The organism is Cytobacillus sp. S13-E01, from assembly GCF_029193815.1.
Taxonomy (GTDB): domain Bacteria; phylum Bacillota; class Bacilli; order Bacillales; family Bacillaceae_L; genus Bacillus_BV.
Map to the genome: position 1 here is coordinate 1 of NZ_JARFVC010000027.1, position 16,688 is coordinate 16,688.

General features: G+C 40.4%; 15 protein-coding genes. 1 reads left to right on the forward strand and 14 read right to left on the reverse strand.

The genetic code is table 11. The features are described 5' to 3' along the window. Window positions 1-529: 529 nt before the first annotated feature. Both PY093_RS15225 and PY093_RS15230 read right to left on the reverse strand, forming a co-directional pair. On the reverse strand, window positions 530-1,813 hold the full coding sequence (locus tag PY093_RS15225) for an IS110 family RNA-guided transposase (RefSeq protein WP_275645258.1): 1,284 nt from the start codon (window positions 1,811-1,813) through the stop codon (window positions 530-532). Between the two features lie 453 nt (window positions 1,814-2,266). Then, window positions 2,267-3,502, reverse strand: coding sequence for a hypothetical protein (locus tag PY093_RS15230; protein WP_275646712.1), 1,236 nt, complete (start codon window positions 3,500-3,502; stop codon window positions 2,267-2,269). Between the two features lie 173 nt (window positions 3,503-3,675). Between PY093_RS15230 and PY093_RS15235 the strand changes: the two genes are divergently transcribed. Continuing rightward, entirely contained in the window at window positions 3,676-4,419 is a 744-nt protein-coding gene (locus PY093_RS15235) for an ABC transporter permease (protein WP_275646713.1), read from the forward strand. Between the two features lie 379 nt (window positions 4,420-4,798). On the opposite strand, the gene PY093_RS15240 is transcribed toward PY093_RS15235, so the two are convergent. The 12 genes from PY093_RS15240 to PY093_RS15295 all read right to left on the reverse strand — a co-directional run bounded on the left by PY093_RS15240 (window position 4,799) and on the right by PY093_RS15295 (window position 16,609). Beyond that, window positions 4,799-5,179, reverse strand: a complete 381-nt coding sequence (locus tag PY093_RS15240; protein WP_275646714.1) for a cupredoxin domain-containing protein — start codon at window positions 5,177-5,179, stop codon at window positions 4,799-4,801. A 236-nt stretch (window positions 5,180-5,415) separates the two neighbouring features. Beyond that, window positions 5,416-5,991: a TlpA family protein disulfide reductase gene (locus tag PY093_RS15245; RefSeq protein WP_275646715.1), complete on the reverse strand. Its 576-nt coding sequence runs from the start codon at window positions 5,989-5,991 to the stop codon at window positions 5,416-5,418. A 297-nt stretch (window positions 5,992-6,288) separates the two neighbouring features. After that, window positions 6,289-7,026 carry a hypothetical protein gene (locus PY093_RS15250; protein WP_275646716.1) on the reverse strand — a complete coding sequence of 246 codons (738 nt, stop codon included), beginning with the start codon at window positions 7,024-7,026 and terminating at the stop codon, window positions 6,289-6,291. Window positions 7,027-7,263: 237 nt separating this feature from the next. Continuing rightward, window positions 7,264-8,982 carry an assimilatory sulfite reductase (NADPH) hemoprotein subunit gene (cysI, locus tag PY093_RS15255; RefSeq protein ID WP_275646717.1) on the reverse strand — a complete coding sequence of 573 codons (1,719 nt, stop codon included), beginning with the start codon at window positions 8,980-8,982 and terminating at the stop codon, window positions 7,264-7,266. A 27-nt stretch (window positions 8,983-9,009) separates the two neighbouring features. Then, window positions 9,010-10,836: an assimilatory sulfite reductase (NADPH) flavoprotein subunit gene (locus tag PY093_RS15260; RefSeq protein ID WP_275646718.1), complete on the reverse strand. Its 1,827-nt coding sequence runs from the start codon at window positions 10,834-10,836 to the stop codon at window positions 9,010-9,012. A gap of 120 nt (window positions 10,837-10,956) precedes the next feature. After that, window positions 10,957-11,712: a sirohydrochlorin chelatase gene (locus PY093_RS15265; protein ID WP_275646719.1), complete on the reverse strand. Its 756-nt coding sequence runs from the start codon at window positions 11,710-11,712 to the stop codon at window positions 10,957-10,959. Window positions 11,713-11,733: 21 nt separating this feature from the next. Then, the gene (cobA, locus tag PY093_RS15270) at window positions 11,734-12,510 is read right to left on the reverse strand and encodes a uroporphyrinogen-III C-methyltransferase (protein WP_275646720.1); all 777 of its coding nucleotides are present in this window, start codon (window positions 12,508-12,510) and stop codon (window positions 11,734-11,736) included. 30 nt (window positions 12,511-12,540) lie between these two features. Next, entirely contained in the window at window positions 12,541-13,140 is a 600-nt protein-coding gene (gene cysC, locus PY093_RS15275; protein WP_275646721.1) for an adenylyl-sulfate kinase, read from the reverse strand. A 12-nt stretch (window positions 13,141-13,152) separates the two neighbouring features. After that, complete coding sequence (gene sat, locus PY093_RS15280; RefSeq protein WP_275646722.1) at window positions 13,153-14,301, reverse strand: sulfate adenylyltransferase; 1,149 nt, start codon at window positions 14,299-14,301, stop codon at window positions 13,153-13,155. Window positions 14,302-14,328: 27 nt separating this feature from the next. Beyond that, the gene (locus PY093_RS15285; protein WP_275646723.1) at window positions 14,329-15,396 is read right to left on the reverse strand and encodes an inorganic phosphate transporter; all 1,068 of its coding nucleotides are present in this window, start codon (window positions 15,394-15,396) and stop codon (window positions 14,329-14,331) included. A 15-nt stretch (window positions 15,397-15,411) separates the two neighbouring features. Continuing rightward, window positions 15,412-16,128, reverse strand: coding sequence for a phosphoadenylyl-sulfate reductase (locus tag PY093_RS15290; RefSeq protein WP_275646751.1), 717 nt, complete (start codon window positions 16,126-16,128; stop codon window positions 15,412-15,414). 325 nt (window positions 16,129-16,453) lie between these two features. Next, the gene (locus PY093_RS15295) at window positions 16,454-16,609 is read right to left on the reverse strand and encodes a YezD family protein (protein ID WP_481769308.1); all 156 of its coding nucleotides are present in this window, start codon (window positions 16,607-16,609) and stop codon (window positions 16,454-16,456) included. Window positions 16,610-16,688 lie beyond the last annotated feature (79 nt).

Consider the following 16,688-nt stretch of genomic DNA (forward strand, 5'->3'; position numbering starts at 1 on the left):
TTTTATACTCCCTCATTAAAGTAAGGTTTTTCTCTTGTTTTCTCTGTTTTTCTCAGTATTTCAAATTTCAATAAGACTGCACTTTAATGGACTAACAGAACTTTATTTGTATTTTAGAGGAGGAGGACATAGTTAAATAAACCCTCTTCTTCTATTTTTTTACAAAAAAGGATAATATCTAGAAATATGGTCGCTATTGGATCCCACAATGTTCATGGCGGCACACCCTCCCATTTCTCACGGCGTCATATGAAAAATATGCGCATACATTCCTTCGTTCTGCCTATCCATGAAGTGGGGTCGGCGATGCTTTCTTGCGGGGTCATTGCCCAATAGTATAAATGCTTGCCGACTGCTCCTAGCTTCTGTTGTAAGTCTTCTTCAAATTGAAACAACTTTAAAATACTTCGACTACTAAGTGAATAAAAAATGAGAATTAAATATTGTCATCGATACTACTGTTTATGTTATATAAATCTTCGACTATTTTCTGCACCTAACTTCTTTTTGATCACTTTACCCTATCCTTTTAAGCAGCTTCTTGCATACTAAAATGAGGAATATCTTGTAACATTTTAGCTGGTTCAAACTCAATTTGTTTCTTTCCAATCGTAAATAAAATACGAATTAATTTACAACATATAGCGATGATAGACTGCTTCTTTTTTAATGGATTTTCATTTCGTGTAATAAAGTACTGATGTAGTGCCTTAAATGCAGGATTTTGAGCTACAAGAGGCAACACGACTTTAAACAATAGTGCCCTTAATTTAGGACGCCCTCGTTTAGTAATAATTGTTTGCCCTTTCCACTTTCCTGATGTAGCTAGTTTTAAGTTTAATCCTGCTAACTTAACAATTTGGTCGGGATGTGAGTACTTTTGTAAATCACCGACTTCTGCAAAAAAGGAGGCTACTGTAACTTGTCCAATACCTTTAATATCTCCCATCTCTCTCGCCCCTGGAACATCTTGTATGATGTTCTCTACTTCACTCCAGACGCTCTCTAATTGTTCTGAAAGAAGATCGTATTGGTCTAGTAAGCTTTTTAATTTTAACCTAGCTAGACTTCGCCCCTCTTTAATGCCTACTGAACGAAGGGCAACGTTTTTCAACTGAACAACCTTCTTTATTCCCACACCTTTTTTAACTTCTTTACGAATTTCAGCTAGAATTTCCAAGTCTTCACGCTCTAATAACTCATCAGGAAAAAGTCCCATTCTTAGAACTTGTAGAGAAGCTTTTCCATCCCACTTCCCAAAGACCGTTAAATATTCAGGAAAGAAACGGTCGAGCCATTGGTGAACTATATTTTTCACAGCTGTTAGGTCCTGTACCAATTGGTTATATAGGTTCATACCTTCACGTAAATCCGAGTATATACCTTCCGGTAAATTGGGCTCCGAATATCTTCCGCCCTCAATAAGTCTAGAGATAACTCTAGCATCCTTGAAATCATTCTTAGTAGGAGAATTGTCATCTAACTCCTTTGTTTGCTTAACATGAGCTGGATTAACTACAACCACCTTTTTTCCTTTTTCTTTTAGCCAATAAGCCAACGGAAGCCAATAATGTCCAGTAGGTTCCATCCCAATGATGACATCTTCCTTAGACTGTTTAGCTTTGATTTGATTTAACCAGTTTATGAAACCTTCAAAACCCTCATATGTGTTTAAAAATGTATGAGCTTTTCCAAATTGTATACCTCTATAATCTTGTGCTCTTGCGACATGCTTATGTTTAGCAATGTCAACCCCTATAATTAAGGTTTTTTCTGTAAGTTGCAGAATCTTGTCATTTTGTTTATACTTCATTTTAAGTCCTCCTTTGGTTATTAAATGTCCTTTGCGCTGATCAGCTTGGACACTTTGTATCATACCAAGGAGGCTTATTTTATTCAAATCTCATTTTGCTTTAATACAGGAATGCTTTCTTATCTTTTAAAAAAAGAGGGACTAAGCTTATGCTAGTCCCACAGTGTCATTTTCTCTAATCTAACATCTATATTTCCGTCCTATGTTTAATAGATAAATAATGTCTATTCCATTTTGGATTGTATCTATTTACTCCTTTTAATACCTGATTTAACTACTATTAGAACATGACGTAGTCAGGCTAAACTACTCTGCTATTCCTTAACGACATTTTTTATGGTCAATACAAAGAAAACCGCTTAAACCGGACATAAATTATAATTTTTATCTGTCCAAATATCAACCTTCGCTCTTTTGTTTTACCATTGTTAGCAGTTGGGGTATTGAAGGCTCTTATACTACCTTACAAATTTTTTGAAGTACAGTTACATCACTGCCAAATTTACACATTGAATCACAATCACAGCGTAAATCGGTAAATAAAATGTAGGCGATAGACAATGAATCCAATGTTCTAAATGAAGGTCTTAATAGCTGGGCGTTTATCTCCTTTTCCCTGCTATTTGGTGCCACTAAGTAAAAAGGTACTCCGCTACCAATTGAAATGGATAAATCGTTAAGCCTTAAAATCCCAGAGTAAATCGATGTACTTTTTTCCACTTCAAAACCACTCACTATGTTATTAGAATCATCCAACCATAGTACGTCAATTAGTGAAACGGTATCAAACACCGGCTTAGGAAGGTCGGAGAGAATTAATTCCCTCAATGAATACTCGCCTAATTTTTCTTGATTCCAAGTGCGCTTGTGGTCATTACGAGCAATCCAAACCTTATACCCAAGTGATTTCCCAAGCTTTGCGAGGTAATATTGCATTTCCGTATGGGCATTTTCCTCAAGCTCATCTTGATTGACTTGTTTGTGACGCTTCGCTCTTGCCTTTACTTGTTTATCCTGCTCAATGTCAATAACCTTTGCAGCGTTCGCTTTAATAACCAAGCGACTACTACCAATCTCAAATAATAGTCCAGCAATCGCACCTAAATCCTTTGATAAATCACTTCGGTAAATATTGTTTTCCTTAATAATAACTTCCCTCATCTCAAGATAAGCTATCCATGAACCTAGTTTTTTGTTTTGATTAAAGAGAATGTTGAATCCATTGGTTATTGCCGTGTTAAAAGGAGGAAAAAGAGTTGGATGTAAAAAATATAAAATGTTGGCAACCGCTGGTCCTAATCCTTTTATTTTCAGCGCATCTAACACATATATTTCATTTAAAAGTTGTTCTTCTTTTGTCATCTCTAAGCACGCTCTTAAAAAACGACCAAATGCTCTTTTATTAGCTTCGTTTTCATAAATGTCAGGTATTCTTAATTTCGGCTTCCAGTAGAAGGCATGTGCTGCACCTTCAAAAATTTGTTTCTGTTCTGAAATAGCAGTTATAACAGTTTCTAAACTCGAACCTTTAAAATCATTGCCAAATGTACCCGCTTCTATTTCATTTATTACATTTGAAAGGCTTTTCCTAATTGTTCGAAATGCTTTCAATCTTTCATCATTATTAAGGAACCAAGTATGGTATACGGATTCAGAATCTTCTTTAAAATTTTTGATGATTTCTTCCAAGAAAAGACCCTCCAATAGACAACTATTTTTTATCAATTATAGCACTATAGTAAACTATGAGTGATAATATTAGCTACGTAATATTATAATTCCCTTAACAAAAAAACATCGTTTCATCTCGTATTTATGTTAAATTAGATGTGTACTACATCTTGTAGGAAAGGAAAGGTTACATGATAAAACGAAAGAAAATATTACTATTTAGCATAATGATTGGTACTCTTATTCTCGCTGTTTCCGCTGTTTTTATTGGAATCCATAAAACTGGAACAGTTAATCATGGCGGTGAGGTTACGTTAAAAACTCATGGAATGACAACCGCGAAAAGCTCATACACAAACCAAAATATGAAACCACTAGTCAATAATACGATTATCCGAATAACGTCCACATTATATGATCAAGAAATAATTGCAAAATTGATGAAAATAAAAGAGATTAAAGATGTGTATGTTTATGTCATGGTGCAAACCGAAAAAGGAGAATTTATTGGGGTTAATCCTACAAAGGATATTCTTATCCCAGCAGATAGTACTCTTATAGTTCCGCAGCTAATTGAAGGAAGATTACTTTCAGCAGAAGATGCAAACGAAAAAGCGATGATCGTTGGATCAGTATTCGCAAAGAACAATACCACAGAAGATGGCTACGCTATTTTAGGAACGCTCGGTTATCACCCAAAGCCACTTCAGCTTGAAGGAAATGATATGCAAGTAGTAGGTGTTGTTGGTGGGACTTCATCAATTGAAAATACAGTAATTTTACCCTTCGACATACTTGAAAAAATATATAAAGATGAAGATAAAAAATATGAACTATATGTCACTTTGGTTAAAGATGAAGACATTGATAAAACGTTGCAAGAGCTAGCCAAATTAAACGGTGACTTCGTTGATATCGAGATATATCAAAAGTAAGCGCAAGCACTTTTTAACAAGTATTCATTAAGCAGCTTTTAAATATGTGAATCAAAATCTACTATACTCTGTCTTTGTAAATAGAAGATAGATTGTTAAACACTAACGGCAATACGGATTGGTGCAATGATTGAACTGAAGATTAAACGTTTTGCCGTTCTATTCAAACTTCACAGGTTAAAAAAAGCAAATGATTAAGCATTAATGCCTAACACTAAATTAAATGAGCAAATCAAGAGTAATAAAGAACCCCAGAACTTTTTCATCCTGGGGTGTGAGCTAAAAAATCATGCGTGATTAAATGCTAGATTATTGATTTTCTAAATGGGATAGACTATGGGCTTTGCCTTTATTAAAGTTTCCTTGTTATATTATATGGTTATTCAACGGTTAAAGTGGACACCATATCTGCATGCCCTTGTCCGCATGGTACGCTACATCTAATCGTATATTCTCCTGGCTCCAATGTAAGCTTTCCTGAACCGTCACCTTGAATATTTAAGTCTGTTCCGTCAATTTGTATTCCGTGTAGGCCTTCTTCGTTTGTAAGATTAAATGTTACCTCACCTGCTTTAGCAGTGTAGTTCTCCTGATCAAATTTCCAGTTAGTTGCAGTAAGGTCAACGGCTGAACTATTACTGCCTCCATCGCTTCCTGTTCCTTCAGTAGTGTTGCCTCCATCAGCATTTTCCCCACCTCCGCAAGCGGCTAAAACGAGCAAAAGAGCAATGAACATCAAAGAAAAAATAGCTTTTTTCATCAAGACGACCCCCTATATATTATTTTGACTTCCTACGTTTTCCATTATAAGCTAAAAAAGGAGTCTAATTATCATATTTGAGTAAGTTTCAAAAAGCTGTCACATTTACTAATTTAATTTTGTAGTTTGTTTCCACTTTTAAGTTGCTTGAGCGGATACTAACTTTCCGGTGAAACCATCTATTTGATTATTTATTCTGACAAAATGGTAGGCGACCACCATTTAGAGTGTTACACTTATTTTTTATTAATTAGCTCCTGAAACATTTTTTCTAATTTATCAGGGGATGTAATGCCTATCATTTTATTTTGAATTATTCCATTTCGATCGACGAAATAAGAGGTCGGGATTGACAAGGCTTGATATACTTTCCCTACTTCACCTTTTTCATCTAGTAAAACTGGAAATTCAAATCCGTAGTCATCCACAAATTCTTGCGCACCCTTCACAGTATCAGATGTCGTAAGATTGACTGCATAAATTTCCATCTGATCACCATACTCTTCATATAATTGAACCAAATCTGGAGCCTCCGCCTTACATGGTGGACACCATGATGCCCAAAAGTTAACAAGGACAGGCTTATCCCCTTTTAAGTCAGAAAGTGCGTATGTCTTTCCATCCAAGCCTACTAGAGAGAAGTCAGGTGCTAATGCTCCTATAAAGGGACCTACTTCCGTTGGGTCTTCAGTTAGTTCAGCTGCAGGTTTTCTATTATTGGTTTTTAGTTCTGAACCTAAAAATTGTTGGGTAATAACAATCCCTATAAAAACACCTATGACCAATAGCAGTACCCTTTTCCACTTCATCATTTTAAAAGCCTCCTTTTAAGCTAAAGTCCAGTAAAACCACCGTAAGGTTTAATGATTGATAAAAAGGAACTAATGCGATAAACACAACGGAAACCAGTTATAAAAAAAGTATGTGTAAACGCCTGATTTTCCTCCAAAAACTACGGCCTTCTTGCTTAATTTCTTGAACAGATATTCCCTGATAAAAGGGGTCATACACGGTGAAATAAACGATAACATTCCAAAACACAACCCAAATCGTTATTTCTGCAGGATTTACAACTATGAAACCCCCTTTATATTACAAAAAAAGTTCCTTTAATCCGAAGTCACTTCTTGATCTACCTTTCGATGAGAGAAAAAGATCCATAAAATACTTAAAACCACCGTTATCCAGGCCCATTGCAAGCCATCAAAAATGATGAAAACATCCTGTATAGCTCGAATTGGAGCTATTATTATATAAAAAAATGCGATGAGCAGGAGTACCCATGGTTCAATTGGATATGACCGCTTTTGCATAAACCACATGATTATAGCTATTACTATTAAAAAAGCAACTATATAAATGTTACTAGGATGATAGAGCTGGCCCTGATAATCATACCCAAACGGTAGATTAGTAAGTACTCCATACTCCCGAATAATTACATACCAGACGATTAAGGCAGGGATTAAACCACGTACCAGCATTTGCCCCGCTCTATGCCAAGCTATGTGGCGTCTTCGCAAATACCATAAAAACCATCCAAATATTAATAGAGCTAACCCGATTTGAAAATAGCTTCCACCACTAAAATAAATGACTGACCAACCACGTTTCCAAATAAGGGAAGGGTTTGAAACGACCGGCCAAAATTTATATAACACGACGCCCGCTACAATAAGAGATATAACACTATCAGACAGCCTTTCTTTGTCACCAATGGGAGGTTCTATCTTGGATTCTTGTAGCCTTATCAAAATATACCAAACAAAAACACTAACCACCATACCTAAAATCGTAAAAGGAACGTTGAGCGGTCCTAGATCTAAAAAAAAACCAGATTGAAACATAATCGTTCACCCTACCCTACTTTTTTATGTAAACATCTATCTTTAGTAACACATCATCTTTAAGTATGACCTTCCACCAGGATACTATCAACAACTACAAATGCGATTACCGCCATTATAGTATAATGGCTGCAACAATAAAAGAGAATTATTGAACCCGTTAATTGAAAGAATCGTTTTACCTCTTATTAGCAAAAATGAGACAGGAATAGTGCTCCTGTCTCTACAACATCTTAATTATTCATGAAAATTTCTACCATCTGTCACTGCTTTGATGATGCCAGTGCGGATAGCAAAGTCACCAAAATGCTCGCCTTCCTGCCGCTCTTTTGCATAGTGGGAAAGAAGTACACGCAGTTCACTCAAAATTTCTTCTTCACCGATGTTTTCGCGGTACATTTTGCTTAATCGGCTGCCGTCAAAGGCTGCACCGAGATACATATTGTATTTGCCGGGTGCTTTGCCGATAAAGCCAATTTCGCCGAGAGCATGGCGTGCACAGCCATTCGGGCAACCGGTCATACGGATGGTAATTTCTTCGTCCCGCAGACCGTTTTCATCGACAATGACCTCAATTTTATCAAGAAGAACCGGTAAATAGCGTTCTGCTTCCGCCATTGCCAAACCACATGTTGGAAGAGCGACGCACGCCAGCGAGCTACGGCGAAGCGCTGTATAATGCTTGCCATCCGTCAAACCAAAATGTTCGATCAATTCGGTAATCTTTTTCTTTTTATGGCTCGATACATTAGCAATGATCAGGTTTTGATTTGCCGTTAACCGAAAATCACCAGTGTGGATTTTGGCGATTTCCCTCAAGCCTGTCTTTAGCTTGTAATTATCAATATCTGCGACGCGCCCACCTTCAACAAACAACGTATAATGCCATTTTCCTTTAACACCCCTCAACCAGCCGTAGCGGTCACCATTGTGATCGAAATGATATGGCTTCGCTTCATCCAACCTCCAGCCGAGGCGGTTTTCTAGTTCAACTTTGACTGTTTCTAACCCCAGTCGGTCAACTGTGTACTTAAACCGCGCATTTTTACGTTCGGAACGGTTGCCATAGTCGCGCTGAATCGTAATGACTTTTTCCGCTACATCATAAATTTGCTCCGGTTTACAAAAGCCAATTACTTTGGCTATCTGCGGATATGTCTCTTTATCACCGTGTGACATCCCCATACCACCACCGATTGCAACGTTAAAACCAACCAGCTTGCCATCTATAACAATCGCAATCAATCCTAGATCCTGAGAAAAGACATCAATATCATTTGATGGAGGAACGGCAATCCCGATCTTAAATTTCCGCGGCAAATAAAGTGGTCCGTACATCGCTTCTACTTCCTCCACTTCCGGCGAGCCGGCCACTTTTTCCTCATCCAGCCAAATCTCATGATAGGCCTTTGTACGCGGCAATAAATCATTACTCAATCGTTTCGACCATTCGTATACTTCAGAATGGATATCCGATTGATATGGGTTCGAGTTGCACATGACGTTCCGATTTACATCACCACAAGCCGCAATCGTATCCAAAAGGGACTCATGAATTTCCTGCATTGTTTTTTTCATATTCCATTTTAAAATACCATGCATTTGGAACGTCTGGCGTGTTGTTAGTTTTAAAGTTTCGTTGCCGTATTTTTGGGCAAGATCATCCATGACAAGCCATTGATCTGGTGTTGCTACACCGCCTGGCATCCGAACGCGTAGCATAAACTGGTAGGCAGGTTCTAATTTTTGCTTTTGGCGTTCATTGCGAAGATCCCGGTCATCCTGCAAGTAGCTACCGTGAAACTTCATCAGACGATTGTCATCGTCTGGAATCCCTGCGCTGATCTGATCCAACATCACTTCTTTTAGCGTGCCGCGCAAATAGTTACTTTCTTCTTTTATGCGTTCAACATCACTTGGTAAGCCCACAGGTGCTTTTAAAATTTGCTTCACCATTTTGAAAAAACTCCTCCCAATCAAAAATCAGTATACATCACGCTGGTAACGTTTTTCCTGCTGCATCTTGGCAAGATAGTCTTCCGCTCTTTCCCGGCTCATGCCGCCTTCTTTTTCGATAATCGCAAGTAGAGCAGTATGGACATCATGTGCCATGCTTTTCTCATCACCGCAAATATAAACCACCGCACCCTCCTGAAGCCATTTGAACATTTCTTTGCTCTGTTCTAGCATGCGGTGCTGCACATAAACTTTTTCAGTAGTGTCACGCGAAAATGCAACATCCATTTTCGTCAGGACGCTCTCTTTCAACCACCTTTGCCATTCAGTCTGGTAGAGAAAATCTGTCACAAAATGCTGGTCTCCAAAGAACAGCCATGACTTTCCTTTCACTCCCTTTTCTTCGCGTTCCTGCATAAAGGAGCGGAACGGCGCAACACCTGTCCCCGGTCCAACCATGATAATCGGTGTATCAGGATTCATTGGCAGCTTAAAGTTTTCATTATGCTGAATGTAAACCGGCAACGTATCCCCTGGTCGCAGAACCTCTGCGCAAAAAATTGAACAAACCCCTTTTCGTTGTCGTCCATGTGCATCATATCGAACGGCTCCGATTGTTAAATGTACTTCATCCGGATTTGCAGATATACTGCTCGCAATCGAATATAGACGAGCCGGTATTTTCCGGAGAATGGAGACAAACTCTTGTGCTGTTCCACCCCACGGACCAAAATCCCGGACTACATCAAGTAAATCCCGACCCACGAGGTATGATTTGATTTTTTCTTCATTGCGCGGTGATAAAAGCTCCCGTAAATCATCATTGGCCAAAAGCTGTTCCACCTTTTCAAGAAGTGGTTTTGTTAAAACAGTAATTTCATAATAAGAGGTGAGTGCTTCTTTAAACCGGAAAACGTCTCCCTGTTTATTAACCGTAACTATTTCTTCCTGATCCCATTTCAATTCCTCAAGAAGCATGTCTACAAGGGCCAGATCATTTTCTGGATAAATACCGATACTGTCACCCGGTTCAAACATGAGGCCAGAGCCTTCAAGTGATAACTCGAGGTGGCGCGTTTCTTTGTTCGAACCGCGACCGTTCAAATTTATATTTTCAAGTACTTCCGCTTTAAATGGATTTGTTCTGGAGAATGCCGTTTCAACTGCTTGAGGTGTTGTTGTTGGCGCTAAAGCATGAGAAGCACTTCCGCCCTGCGCTTCACTTAAGCTACCAAGAACTCCTTCAAGCCATTCGACCGCAGGTTCATCATAATCAAGATCACAGTCGAAACGCGGATAAATTCGTGTACCGCCAAGCTCAGCTAGCCGGTCATCGAATTCTCTTCCTGTCTGGCAGAAAAACTCATATGAGCTATCACCTAGTGATAAAACGGAAAAGTGAAGATCATCAAGCTTTGGTGCCCTTCGGCCATGTAGAAATTCATGGAATGTTAACGCATTATCCGGTGGATCACCTTCTCCATGGGTACTTACGATAATTAGTAGATTTTGGACTTTCTTTAAATTATTCGGTTTAAAATTGCTCATCGATGAGATGGTTACTTGAAATCCTTCCCCCTCTAGCGTCTTGCCCGCCTTCTTCGCAAGTGCCTGTGCATTGCCCGTTTGTGATCCGTAAAGAATGGTTACTTCTTTTGAGATTGTCTGTTCGGTGATCCCCGCAGGAAGTTCTGACTCCTGTACTTCTCGTGTTCCCGAAATAGAAGTGAATTGGGATGCAGCGAGATAACCGCTCAGCCAGACTTTTTGTGATTCTGACAAGGTCGGCAGAAGATTGTTAAGGAGTTCTGCCTGCTCCTGATTAAAAGGGCTATTCATTATCTTAAGTTGCACCAATTTCCACCTCACAAATGAATATTAACTTATCGTACCTCATTGTCGAATGACTGCCGTATTTTACACTTTTTACTATCAGTAGTAACTTCTACTAGTACATATCAGTTGCTTTATATATTAGTTTTCATTACTTGCAGCCGTACCGCTCCCCTTACTAGTTGCTCGATCGATGACAATATCTTCGATAACCCGATGGCTGCTCAACGGACCAGTGTGGAGAATTTGCAGACCTTGCTTTTGCCGCTTACGCACCGCTTGATTTACTTCTGCGATTAGAAGACCCGAAAACAATAAATACGGTACAACAATTACCTTGCCAATAGCTCTTTCAATACTCATCTCTAAACCTTCATCTAGACTCGGTTGGGCGGCAGCCAAATAACATACAGATACGTGCTTACTTCCGAGCCTTCCCCTGATGCCTTCTGCAATCTCCGAAAAGTCAACGTGAATTTCAGGGTCACTGCTGCCCCTTCCAACTATCAATAAATGGTCATGTGGGGACAAGTTAGCTGTAGTAACCCTGACAAGCTCAGCTATTGCATCAAGAATTTTCCCCTGAACACCAAAAGGATCCTTTACATTTACCTGAACATGAGAGTATCTGTCCTGTAAAGAAGTTAGGGCTCGAGGGATATCTTGTTTTATGTGTCCCGCCGCCAAAAGGAACAGAGGAACAACTGTGATATCCGTCGCACCCCTTATCACACAACGTTTGAAGCCCTCCTCAATCAGTGGCTCAGTTAGCTCTAGGAAACTAATTTCCTGAATGGGTACATCTATTCGTTTCATAACTCTTTTGTAAAAGGCTTTTGCCTCATCGGCCCCTTTTTTTGAGCGTGTACCATGGCCAATATAAAGAATTGCTTTCATACTTAGTTCTCCCTTTTAGTCTTATCCGTGGACCACTGGCAAAGTTGGCACAATTTCTTCATGAAACCAATTCAATTTTTTGTGCAGCCTTACGACCTCTCCTATCACAATCATGCTAGGATTGGAAATTTTCGCTTCTTTTACCTTTTCTTCAATCGAACTAAGCGTTCCTACTACGATCCTCTGATCGGTTAATGTACCCCATTGTATAAGAGCAATTGGTGTTTGGGGTGATTTGCCGTTCTCGATTAATTGTTTTGTTATCGTCGAAAGGTGTGAAACCCCCATATAAACACAAATGGTGTCTACTCCATTGGCTAGATGTGACCACTGGTGATTCGCTGCCTCATCGCCCGCTTGGTGTCCCGTAATAAACGCAAAGCTTTTACTCAAAGTACGATGTGTGACAGGAATCCCTGCATAAGCTGAAGCAGCAATGCCAGCCGTGATACCTGGTACAATTTCAAACGGCACATCATGCCTCACACATTCCTCAGCTTCTTCACCCCCACGCCCGAAAACAAAAGGATCTCCTCCTTTTAAGCGGACGACTTGTGAGCCTTTTTTTGCATATTTAACCAAAAAATGATTGATTGTCTCCTGCTTCATTGTGTGGTAATTTGGTAACTTGCCACAGTATACCAATTGGGCCCCTTCTTTCGCGTGCTTTAGTAGCTCTGGATTTACAAGCCGGTCATAAAGGATGACATCAGCTTTCTGCAGGCATCGCAAGCCTTTAACCGTAATCAAATCCGGATCTCCTGGACCCGCACCTACTAAATAAACCTTGCCAACCATGGCTCTACCATCCTTTCTCACCTTCTCAAGCTAGATAATATTCTTATCTTGAAGATATCCCAAAATTTGTTCAACTGCCTCTTCTACTGTTAAAAGGTCGGACCGGACCGTGATTTCAGGATGTTCTGGTGCCTGATAAGGTGAATTAATCCCTGTAAATTCCTTAATTTCGCCACGGCGGGCCTTAGCATAAAGCTGCTTAGGATCACGACGTTCACATTCTTCTAGCGGGCAATCGACGAAGACTTCGATAAACTCACCTTCTTGAAAGAGGGCACGGACCTGGTCTCTATCTGACCGAAACGGGGAAATAAATGCGGTTGTTACGACCGCGCCGCTATCAACAAACAGATTGGCAACTTCACCAATCCTCCTTATATTTTCAGTCCGATCTTGGTCCGAAAAACCAAGGTCACGGTTTAGCCCGTGGCGGATATTATCGCCATCCAGGACATATTCATTGATTCCCTGGCGGTACAATTCACTTGATACAGCATTGGCAATCGACGATTTTCCGGATCCTGAGAGACCGGTAAACCATAGTACGCAGCTTCCATGACCATTTTGAACACGACGGTCTAGCTTTGTAACGGTTGAAGTGTGCCATGTGATATTCGTTGCTTTCGTCATGTTTAAACCTCCTTAGACAGTTACCTCTTCCTTCATTCCCTCGATAAGAACTTCCACAACCTCTTTCCGGCTAAATGTAGACGGTGGAAGTGTACCAGAACGCAGGAGTTCTCTAACTCTTGTACCGGACAGAATCACGCGGTCCTCATTGCTGTGTGGGCAGGTTTTATCTGAAGCCATTCCTTCGCATTTATTGCAGTAAAAGCTATGTTCAAAGAATAATGGCTTAATGCCAAGTTGCTCTTCAGTAAATTGGCCAAAAATGTGCTGTGCATCATATGTTCCGTAATAATTGCCTACGCCTGCGTGGTCACGACCTACGATGAAATGTGTGCAACCAAAGTTTTTGCGTGCAATCGCATGGAAGATCGCCTCTCTCGGGCCGGCATAACGCATAGCAGCAGGATAAACGCCGAGCTGTACCCGCTCTATTGGATAATAATTTTCAAGCAGGACACGGTAGCTTTTCAAACGGACATCAGCTGGGATGTCGTCAGATTTTGTTTCTCCGACAAGAGGGTTGACGAAAAGGCCATCGACCGTCTCAAGCGCAGCTTTTTGAATGTATTCATGGGCCCGGTGGATCGGATTCCTCGTCTGAAAGCCAACGACTGTTTTCCAGCCCTTTTCTTCAAACAAAGCACGCGTCTCCTTTGGTTCAAGCCATACATCGCTAAATACCCCTTTTTCTGGTTTTTTTACAAGAGTCACTTCCCCAGCAACATAGACTGACCCTCTTTCATAAAGCCGTTTGACACCTGGGTGGGCAATTTCCTGTGTTTTATATACCTCAAGCGCTTCTTTATCTAGATCCGGTTTAAACCATTCGGAAACTTTTATCACTCCATAAACCTCTTTGTTAAAAACAAGCTTGATCAAATCGCCCGTTTCAAGTGTTGCTGCAGTTTCATAAGATACAGGGAGCGTCACAGGAATGGACCAAACCGTATCGTCGGCAAGACGCATATTGGACACAACCGATTCATAATCGGCTTTCCCGAGAAACCCGGTCAACGGACTAAACAGCCCGACTCCAATCAGCTCGAGATCACTTAAGGCGACAGCGTCAATTTCAATTTCTTTTTCGATATGTTTGAACTCATAGTATGGATCAAACGCTTGAATAAGTTTTCCTCCATGAGGTTTTGGTAAGAATGACAATAGAATCAAACCCTTCTTAATTTATTTTTAATCTTTTACTACTTGTTGCGGTACCCTTATCGACGGATTCTGCCTTTTCATCAAAGACAGCACACCGAACACGGAAATTAAGACCCCTGCCATAGCGATGATCGGGTAGACATTACGTTCGATCAATAATTGGATAAGTGTGTAAGACAGTACCATTGATAGAACCGGTGAAACGACCCAAACGGTCAGCATCTGAACAACGATGTCTTTTTTCAATACCGCCCAGCCATGTTTGGCAAAGCCTATACCGATAATGGAAGAAGTCGTGATTTGTGTTAAAGGAACAGGGATCCCGAGCATTGATGCTACAGTTACAATGCTTGCACCTGTTCCTGAGATGACGCAACCCTCTTCTAGCTTTAGGGTTGTAATTTTTTTACCGTTTGTTTCAAGGACTCGTTGTCCCAGTAACAGCGCTCCCAAAGCCACAAATAACCCTCCCCAAAAAATGCCGTTACCTGTTGATAGGATGCTGGCTCCGACGAGCGGGCCAACTGCATTGGCTACATTGTTCATCCCGGCAGAAAATGCTTCAAATAAGCCCATAAAAACGACAAGAGTGGACAGAAAAGGAACAGCTTTCGGCGCCTCCATCCATTTTTTAAATCTTTTGTTTTTTAGCAAGGAGGAAGCAAGGATCGCGATGAGAAATGCTGCAATAGGTGTAAGGAGCCAAAAAATGATAATCCAGACGAGATTACCAAGGAATACTGACTGGTAGACAATACCGGCACCCACGACTGAACCAACGGCAACTTCACTTGTAGAGAGCGGAATTCCAACTATATTTGCCAAAAACAATGACAAAGCAGCTGAAGCTATAACGATTAGGGCAATATTCACAGTAAATGTGCTGGTTGGGACAATCCCGCTCCCAATCGTTTTGACTACTTCACCGCCTCCAAGCCAAGCACCAAGAAAGATAGCAATACTGCACAATAATAAAGCCATCCCTTTTTTGATAACACCTGATCCATAGGCGATTCCCATCGAAGCAGCTGCACCACTTGCACCTATATTCATAGCAAAAAATAATCCTATCGTAATAGCAATTATCGTGAGCAAAAGAAAAGCCCTCCTTTAGCGATCGTGCAAACCACATTCCGTTTTGCTGCTTCCCACCCAGCGTCCCGCGCGTGTGTCACCACCAGTCTCCAATGGTTGTGTACAAGGAAAACAACCAATGCTCGGATATTGGTGGTCATGCAATGTATTGTATGGGAGGTCTCTTTCTCTGATGTATGCCCAAACATCATCCCAAGTCCAGTAAATTAACGGGCAAATTTTGATATTCTCAAATTTTTGATCTTTATTAATAAATTCCGTTTTTGCCCTTGTCGATGACTGTTCCCTGCGAAGCCCAGAAATCCAAGCATATTTGGCTGTTAGAGTGTCTCGTAAAGGAATTACCTTGCGGATATTGCAGCACTGGCTAGGGTCTCTTTTCCATAATGCAGACCCATACTGTGCAGCTTGGTCATCGAGATTTAATTCTGGTTGTTTCCGCTCAATCCTTAATATTGGGAAACGTGCTTCAATCTTGTCAATGACCTCATATGTTTCTGGGAAATGTAATCCTGTATCTAAAAATACAATATGTGCATCTGGCTTTATCTGCTGGATTAGATCAATCAAAACAATCGCTTCTGCACCGAAGCTGGACGCATAGACAATCTCTTGTTCAGAATAAGTACAGTAAGCCCACTCCAAAACGGAACGCGCCCCTTTTGTTTCATCCCCGACAGGAAAAGTTTCTGAAATTTGACTCCAATTTTGATATGTTACAGCAGCAGTCATTGCTACAAACCTCCTTTTCTTCATATAAGAAAAACGCAAGGCGCGCCCGCCTTTCGGCGCGTCGATTAAAACCCGCCACGTCCTGTGGCGAACATCGACATCAGCACATCCTGTGCAAGTCAAGCATAAGACGGTTTATTCAAGAAGGTGGTTTTTCCTTCTTAAAGGAAATGGCTTATGGCCTCAGGTCCGATGGCGCCCGGAGCTAGATGTAGATAGGCAGAGACACGAAGTTATACACAACCTTACAATTTTACAAATTCCTAAATAACAAAAAAGGCAGCCTCCCACCTGATAAGATGGAGACCGCCTCTAGTTGATCTAGTCAGCGATTTTTATTCGATTGAAGACGAACCTTTTCATTTTTATCAATTTGCACAATCTTGCCATCTTGGATAACTAGAGTGATAGATCCATATTTTAAAGTTTCAAGCATTGTCTCAAGGTGTGCTAAGACTTCTTCCCTTTCATCTGCTTTCAGTTGATTCGCCCCCTTTCAAATGAAATGTCTTTCCACCCTAGGAAAGGCGTTAGTACTAACTATTGGTTAACACCTTATC

Coding starts and splice junctions, on each gene's coding strand:
- PY093_RS15225 (WP_275645258.1), bottom strand. CDS start 1,813: ATGAAGTATAAACAAAATGACAAGATTCTGCAACTTACAGAAAAAACC.
- PY093_RS15235 (WP_275646713.1), top strand. CDS start 3,676: ATGATAAAACGAAAGAAAATATTACTATTTAGCATAATGATTGGTACT.
- PY093_RS15240 (WP_275646714.1), bottom strand. CDS start 5,179: ATGAAAAAAGCTATTTTTTCTTTGATGTTCATTGCTCTTTTGCTCGTT.
- PY093_RS15245 (WP_275646715.1), bottom strand. CDS start 5,991: ATGATGAAGTGGAAAAGGGTACTGCTATTGGTCATAGGTGTTTTTATA.
- PY093_RS15250 (WP_275646716.1), bottom strand. CDS start 7,026: ATGTTTCAATCTGGTTTTTTTTTAGATCTAGGACCGCTCAACGTTCCT.
- cysI (WP_275646717.1), bottom strand. CDS start 8,982: ATGGTGAAGCAAATTTTAAAAGCACCTGTGGGCTTACCAAGTGATGTT.
- PY093_RS15265 (WP_275646719.1), bottom strand. CDS start 11,712: ATGAAAGCAATTCTTTATATTGGCCATGGTACACGCTCAAAAAAAGGG.
- cobA (WP_275646720.1), bottom strand. CDS start 12,510: ATGGTTGGCAAGGTTTATTTAGTAGGTGCGGGTCCAGGAGATCCGGAT.
- cysC (WP_275646721.1), bottom strand. CDS start 13,140: ATGACGAAAGCAACGAATATCACATGGCACACTTCAACCGTTACAAAG.
- PY093_RS15290 (WP_275646751.1), bottom strand. CDS start 16,128: ATGACTGCTGCTGTAACATATCAAAATTGGAGTCAAATTTCAGAAACT.